The 6,568-nt window shown below is 73.7% G+C and carries 5 protein-coding genes and 1 pseudogene (1 of these 6 only partly in view); 1 reads left to right on the plus strand and 5 read right to left on the minus strand.

The window, feature by feature from the left end:
- Positions 1-347 (plus strand): annotated as a pseudogene (locus D455_RS29320) (HelD family protein) (it extends 1,937 nt beyond the left edge of the window).
- Positions 348-375: 28 nt separating this feature from the next.
- Here D455_RS29320 and D455_RS0105345 read toward each other — a convergent pair.
- The 5 genes from D455_RS0105345 to D455_RS0105365 all read right to left on the minus strand — a co-directional run.
- The gene (locus tag D455_RS0105345; RefSeq protein WP_020480237.1) at positions 376-3,186 is read right to left on the minus strand and encodes a hypothetical protein; all 2,811 of its coding nucleotides are present in this window, start codon (positions 3,184-3,186) and stop codon (positions 376-378) included.
- Positions 3,187-3,675: 489 nt separating this feature from the next.
- Positions 3,676-4,653, minus strand: coding sequence for an aldo/keto reductase (locus D455_RS0105350; RefSeq protein WP_017569731.1), 978 nt, complete (start codon positions 4,651-4,653; stop codon positions 3,676-3,678).
- Positions 4,653-5,051 (minus strand): MerR family transcriptional regulator, encoded by a 399-nt coding sequence (locus D455_RS0105355; RefSeq protein ID WP_017569732.1) that lies wholly within the window; start codon positions 5,049-5,051, stop codon positions 4,653-4,655. Before D455_RS0105355 ends, D455_RS0105350 begins: the two co-directional genes overlap by 1 nt.
- A gap of 56 nt (positions 5,052-5,107) precedes the next feature.
- Entirely contained in the window at positions 5,108-5,779 is a 672-nt protein-coding gene (locus D455_RS0105360; protein ID WP_017569733.1) for a TetR/AcrR family transcriptional regulator, read from the minus strand.
- 39 nt (positions 5,780-5,818) lie between these two features.
- The coding region (locus tag D455_RS0105365; RefSeq protein WP_017569734.1) for a hypothetical protein at positions 5,819-6,568 on the minus strand (750 nt) is incomplete at its 5' end.

The following is a 6,568-nucleotide window of genomic DNA, read 5'->3' on the forward strand; positions in this document are numbered from 1 at the left end:
TGGTCGGTGAGGAGGCCGCCGGGGTCGGCGACGGCAGGGTCGCGGTGATCACCGCGGACCGGTGTGTGGACGCGGTGGCGGCGGCGCTGCCCGGAGCTGCTCGCCCGGAGGCGGGACTCCCGGGTGTGGGGCGGGACGTCCTGGCGGAGCGGGTGGTGGTGCTGACCGCGACCGAGTCCAAGGGGTTGGAGTTCGACGCGGTGGTGGTCGTGGAGCCGGACGCGGTGCTGGCGCAGCCGCGTGGTGGGAACGACCTGTACGTGGCGGTCACCCGTGCCACGCGCCGGCTGACGGTGGCGCACACCGGTGGGCTGCCGGACGTGCTGGGACGCCTGGCCGAGGAGTGACGGGCGGTCGGGTCCCGGGTCCCAGGTCTCAGGTCTCACCGAGGGTCTCGGCGATCCCGGTGATCAGCGATCCGACCAGGTCCACGGCGCCCAGGCCGAATCGGGCACCCGCCTCCAGACCGGTGGCCAGGAAGGCGACCAGCAGGATCACGACCAGGACGCGGGAGGGCCAGCGGCGGGGACGAACGGTCTCGGGAACCTCGTCGTCCCCACCCGGGCCCTCCAGCCAGGGCCGGTCCAGGCGGGCGACCTCACGGCGCAGCTCCTGGACCTCCGCGTGGTAGTGGTCGCGTTCCTCGCGGACCCGCTGGAGTTCGGCGCGTTCGGCCCGGACGGCGGCACGGGCGTCGGCCACGTCGGTGCGGGCGCCCTCGGGTCCGTGGCGGGAGTGCCAGCGCTCCAGGCGGGACAGGGGGAGGTCGACGTACTGGGTGGGCCAGTTGTCCTCGGTGTCCTCCTCCCGGGAGGCGGCGTCCGGGCCGGGTTCTGTCTCGGCCGCGTAGTCGAGCGCCCCCTCCCGTGGGGTGGTGGTCGCGGTGTCGGGGCCCACCGGCAGGGGCGGCGCGTCGGCGGGTTCCCGGTCGTGGGGGCCGTCCGTGAGGTCGGGGCCCCTCGCCGGTCCCCCCGTCGTTCCCGCCGCGGATTCGAGAGCCCCGTCGTTCCTGGTGGACGGCGCCGCCGGGGCCCCGGGGGAGGCCGTGATGGTCCACGCGTCCTCGTGACCGTGCGTTTCTTGGGGGTCGAGGGACTCAGGGGGCGGCACGGCCTCCCGGTCCGGGCTCACCGCTCCGCCGGTGCCGAAGGTGTCCTGGGACGGGGCGGGAGGTGCGGAGGGTGTGGAAGGTGTCTTCGCTCCCTCACGGGCGACCGTCCCCGTTCCCTCCTGGGGATCGCCTTCCTCCTCCGCCGCCTCCGGGGCGGTATGCGTGCCGTGTCCGGAAGGTGGGAGGGACTCGTGCTCGTCCGAGGAAATCGGAGAAGCGGAGGGGGATTCGTCCTTGTCCGGCTCCGTCACGGCGCGCGTGCCGCGTCCCAGGAACCGGAACCTGCCCTCCCCTCTGCCCTCGAAGCCCCGCCCCGGACTCCCTCCGAGCACCGTCGGGGAACCGTCGGGCCGGGAGGGTTCCCCTCCACGCTGGGGGCTCCGGATGGCGCCGTCATCGGAGGGTTCGGAGACCTCTGGCGCCGCCGCGTCGGCGGAACGGGAACCGTCCGGGTTCGGCGCGGGGAAGTCGGTGGACGGAGAGGGGTTCCGGTCGTCCGGAGTGCCGGAGGGGGTGTCCGGCAGGATGCGTGGCCTGCGGGTTCCCGGGGGATCGTGGGGTTCGGGTGCTCCGAAGATCCTGGGCGGTGAGGAGGCGCTCTCCCCGTCCGTGCCGGAGGACCCTCGTGCCGGTGCGATGCGCGGTCGGGAGTGTCGCCCGGGGGTGCTCCCGGAGTCGTCGGGCCCCGGTTCCCCCGGGAGCGGCTCGGGAGCGGTCTCGGGCCAGAGAGACTCGTTGTCCTCGTCCGCTGGTGTGTCCGTGTCGCCGGACCCCCGGTGGGCCCGGGCGTCCTTCTCCCGTTCCCGGGCGGGGCCGGCGGATGCCGCCGCGTTCTCGTCGAGGATCCCCCTCAGGGAACGCTGACCGCCCGGCACGCCCGGAACCGGATCGCCGGGGAGCCCTGCGTCCTCCCCGTGGGAACGTTCCCCGGGAAGACGTTCCCCGCGGGGGCGTCCTCGGGGAAAGCGGGGTTGGGAGGGTGGTTGCGGCCCGGTCTCCTCCTCGCCCGGGGCCTCCGCCTCGGGAAGGTCGGGAAGGGGCGTCCCGGTGCCGGAGAGGTCCTCGTGCGCGGTCTCCCCGTCCGCAAGGCGTTCGGGGGCGGGGACGTCGTCGGGGCTCCGCTCCGGAGGCCGGGGGTCGAGCCAGTCGCGCAGCAGTTCGCGGCGGTCGGCGAAGGTCGGGGCCTCGTGTACGCCGCGTTCGCGCAGATGGCGGGCGAGCGCGTCCCCGCCCTCCTCGCGCAGGACGGCCACGAGGCCTTCGGCGACCCTGCGGTAGTCGGCCGCCGGGGGTTCCAGGAAGGGGCCGGAGGCGCCGGAGGTCGGCGGTCCGAAGGCCAGGTGCTGGCCGTCGGTGGTGCCCAGGACCGGATCGTAGGTGGAGAACGACCAGCTCCACCCGGCCGCGGGGATGGCGCGGGGCGGGGTGAGTACGTCGTGCAGAACCCGGTGCAGGCCCCACAGGAAGCGCATCTGCACCGCCTGCCACAGGTCGGCGCGTTCGGGGGCCAGGGCGATGTGGATCGGCTGGTCCGGCCGGTGGAGGGCGGCGGCCACCGCGCCGACCAGGATGGGTTCGTCCTCGACGGTGGTCTCGGCGGCGCGCCGGTCGCGGGTGCGCACGGCACCGGGCGCGGCTGTGCGCTCCCAGGGTCGGGGGGTGGGGAGGGTGTCCATGGTCGCCCAGCCGGGCGCGGGAGGTCTGCGGTGGGCCGGTCGGGTGTTGGGGTTCTCGTGCAGGGAGAGCAGTCGCGGCAGGGTGAGGCCGTGCGCGGGCCCCACGATCGCCCAGGCGTTCGCGGAACGGACGTCGCCGGGCCATCGGTAGACCAGGGCGGCCTGCCCGTCGGGGTAGGCGCGCGCCCAGAGGGTCTCGGGGTAGTCGGCGGGGTCGGTGCCGGGTAGTGCCGAGCGGTAGTCGGCGGTGAGCGCGGGGACGAGGCGGTCACGCCACGAACGTAGGGCGGGCTGCTCGGACTCGGGGAGGGAGGAGGCGGCCGGGCCGGGGCCGACGCGACCGAGGAGGGTGGGTTCGGCCCAGGCGAAGTGGATCTGGTGATACGTACTCTCGGGCAAGTCGCCCCTCCCACGGGTTCGCGGACCGAGGCGGCGCGGCCACTCCGCCGCCACTAGGGAAGGTATCCGGTCAAAGCATCGCAAAACCGCGTGTTCTTGCACATCGGGTGTTACGCGTGGTTTGTCCGGGACTGGTGACCGACCCCGGCCACGCCCGCCGGTTTCCCGGGAGCGGGGCCGGGACGTGTGGTGGATGCCCGTGCGGCTTTCCGAAGAAGCGGAGGTGGGGGTGTTCCGCCGAAACGGGTGGAGGTCGGGACGCCGCTCCGCACGGCGGCACCCGGGTTGTCCACAGGGCGAGGAACGGGCTGGCGGCACCTGGTGGAGGCGGCCTGACCTGGATTCGGGGGCGCCGTGTTCCGCCCGTGGCCACCGCGTGTGCCCCCGAACGCAGTGTGACTGACCGCGCCGCCACGCACCAGGCCCCACCCCCGTCCTGTGGACAACGCTCCTGACGCGGCGGACGCCCCTCCGGCACGCCCCTCCGGCTCATCCGGCCTCGGCCAGGCGCCTCCACTGCTCCTCGCCGAGCTTCAGGTCGGTGGCCTCGATCGCCTCGTCCAGCTGTTCCAGGGAGCTCACACCCACCAGCGGCACCACCCTCGGATCGCTGTCCATCAGCCAGGCGAGCACGACCTGGTTGCGGGTGGCCCCGGTCTCCCGGGCGACCTCGTCCAGAACCGCCAGGCGGGCGGGCGTGCCCGGGTGGTCGTAGGCCGGGTCCAGCTCGGCGGCCTTCTCCGGACGGGTGTAGGCGCCCCACAGCAGCGAGGTGTAGGCGACCAGCGTGTACTCCCGTCCCTCGGCGGCCTCGGCGCGGACGAAGTCCAGGAGTTCGGGGGTCACGTGCATGTGCCCCATGGACCGGAGCGGCAGGTCGAGGCGGGGCTGGAGGTAGCTGTACCGGTACTGGAGCACCCGCGGGCGCGGCCAGCCCCGCGCCTCGGTGACGGCTCGGGCCCTCTCCAGCTTCCAGGTGCGGTGGTTGCTCAGCCCCACGTGGGAGACGGAACCCTCGCTGACGAGCTTGGCGAAGGCCCCCAGGGTCTCGGGCAGCGGGGTCCCCGCGTCCTCCTGGTGGGCGTACAGCACGTCCAGCCGGTCCACGCCCAGTCGCTGGCGGCTGCGCTCGGCGGCCGTGGCCACGGCCTCGGCGGACAGGCCCTCCTTGGTCTCCAGGCCGGTGCCCGGCACGGTGGGCTGCGCGCCGAGCTTGGTGGCGATCACGACCTCGTCGGTGACACCGCGCTCACGGCGCCACCGGCCCAGGAAGGTCTCGCTCTCGTGGCCCTCGAAGCCCTCCACCCAGAACTGGTAGCAGTCGGCGGTGTCCACGAAGGTGCCCCCGGCCTCCACGAACCGGTCGAGCAGGGCGGCGGAGGTGGCGTCGTCGGTCTCACTGCCGAACTTCATCGCACCGAGGCACAGGGCGCTGACGCGACGGTCGCCGATGGAGGTGTAGCGCATCAGGAGGTCTCCTTGACGGGTTCGGGAGCGCGGTCGGCGAGCACGCCCAGGTAGTAGTCGATCTTGTGCTGGATCACCGTCTGGCACTTGCGCATCTCGGCCATGCGCTCGTTCAGCCGTTCCTGGTGGTTCTGGAGCAGGTCCAGGCGGTCGGGAACGGTGTTGTCGCCGCCGCGGACGAGCTCGGCGAACTCGCGCAGCCGTGCGATGGGCATGTCGGTGTCGCGCAGGCACCGGATCATGTCGAGCAGCTCGACGTCGTCGGACCGGTAGCGGCGGTGTCCGCTGGGAGAGCGGTCCACGCGTCGGAGCAGTCCCGCCTTCTCGTAGTAACGCAGGGTGTCCAGAGTGAGGTCGAAACGCTCGGCGACCTCACCGGGGGTGTAGTAGTCCCTCATGGCAAGAAGCATGGGACCTGGAGTGCACTCCAGGTCAAGGGAACAGGAGAAAGTTCTCAGACCCCGCCGCCGCGGATGGCGCCGACCACGGCACCGGTGAGGTCGGTGATGATCTCCTCCTCGTCGACCTCGGGGTGCTCCAGCCACCACTCCCCCGCCGCCTGCACCATGCCCACCACGGCGTGCGCGACGATCTGGGAGCGCAGGCGGTCGTCGACCCACAGTTCGGTGACGAGCTGGTCGGCGAGCTCCTCCCCCAGTCGGCGGACCATCATGCCCAGGTCGCTGCGGGTGCGGGAGTCCTCGGAGGTGGCCCGGTCCATCAGGAACCGGTAGAGGTTGAGGTTCTGGGAGATCATCGACAGGTAGGCGCCGACCGTGGCACGGGCGCGCGCCTCGAACTCGGTGTCCTGGTGCAGCTCCTCGCGGATGCGCTCGATGAGCGGGTCCACGTGGCGCCGGGCGAGCGCCCGGTACAGGCCGCCCTTGTCGCCGAAGTGCCGGTACAAAATCGGCTTGCTGATCCCGGCCTCGGCCGCGATGACCAGCATCGACGCGTCCGGTCCGTCGCGCTGGATCACCCGGTCGGCGGCGTCCAGGATGGCGCGGCGCCGCTCCGGGTCGCGCCCGCGCCCGCTCCGACGCGCGGAGGGTGCCTCCGGCACGGTCGTACCGGAGGCGTCACTGCTGTCGGTCGTCGCGGTCTGCCGCGCGCGTTGGAGGGCCACAGGAAGTCACGGTAGCGCCTCGGCGGAATCCGCGTCGTGTCAGGCCCGGAACGCGATCCAGGTGGCCCGTGCCTGGGCCAGGAGGCGTCCCCCGGTGTCGTAGAGGGCGCTGCCGGTGCGGATCTTGCGGCCGTCGACCGACTCCAGGTGGCCCATCACCACACAGGTGTCGCCGATCCGGGGCGCTTCGTCGACCCGGACGGTGATCCGGCCCAGGAGCGCGGGCCGGCCGGAGACGTCGCTGGACCAGCCTCCGGGGCAGTCCAGGGCGGCCCACACCTGGGGAAGGCCGACTCCGCCGGAGCCGTCGTCCAGGGCGGGGTGCGGGGTCCAGGTGCAGGCGACGGTGTTGCCGACCCCGTCGGGGCCGCTGCCCGGGCGCACGGATCCGGCGAACAGGCGCAGGCCCTCGCCCTCGGCGCGGTCGGGGCCGCAGCTGTAGCAGCGCGGGAAGGGGTGCGCGGTCAGTCCCGGGTAGCGGCTCTCGGCGACCCGGGCCTCGGCCTCGCTGACCGGGCCGCCCGGGATGACGGGGGTGTCGGGGAGCTCCGCGGCCGTCGCCTCTGCCACCAGGCGGGCGCCCTCCTCCTCGGCGGCGGGATCGGTCATGCTCAGGGTGCCGGCGGGGTCGCCCTCCACGGTCAGCGGCCGGTCCAGGGGCGGCGGTGTGCGCAGGGTGACCTGGACGGCGGGCCCGCCGACTCCGGTCAGGTGCGCGGCGAGCAGCCCCGCGGTGTAGCCGCCGTTGCCCGTGCCGTCGGGGCCGTTGTAGCCGGGGGGGGTGGGGGT

Origin of the sequence: Nocardiopsis halotolerans DSM 44410 (assembly GCF_000341065.1) — a bacterium.
GTDB classification, from domain to species: domain Bacteria; phylum Actinomycetota; class Actinomycetes; order Streptosporangiales; family Streptosporangiaceae; genus Nocardiopsis; species Nocardiopsis halotolerans.

Excerpts from the sequence above, each read along its gene's own strand:
- D455_RS0105350 (WP_017569731.1), bottom strand. The coding sequence starts at position 4,653 with ATGCGCTACACCTCCATCGGCGACCGTCGCGTCAGCGCCCTGTGCCTC.
- D455_RS0105355 (WP_017569732.1), bottom strand. The coding sequence starts at position 5,051 with ATGAGGGACTACTACACCCCCGGTGAGGTCGCCGAGCGTTTCGACCTC.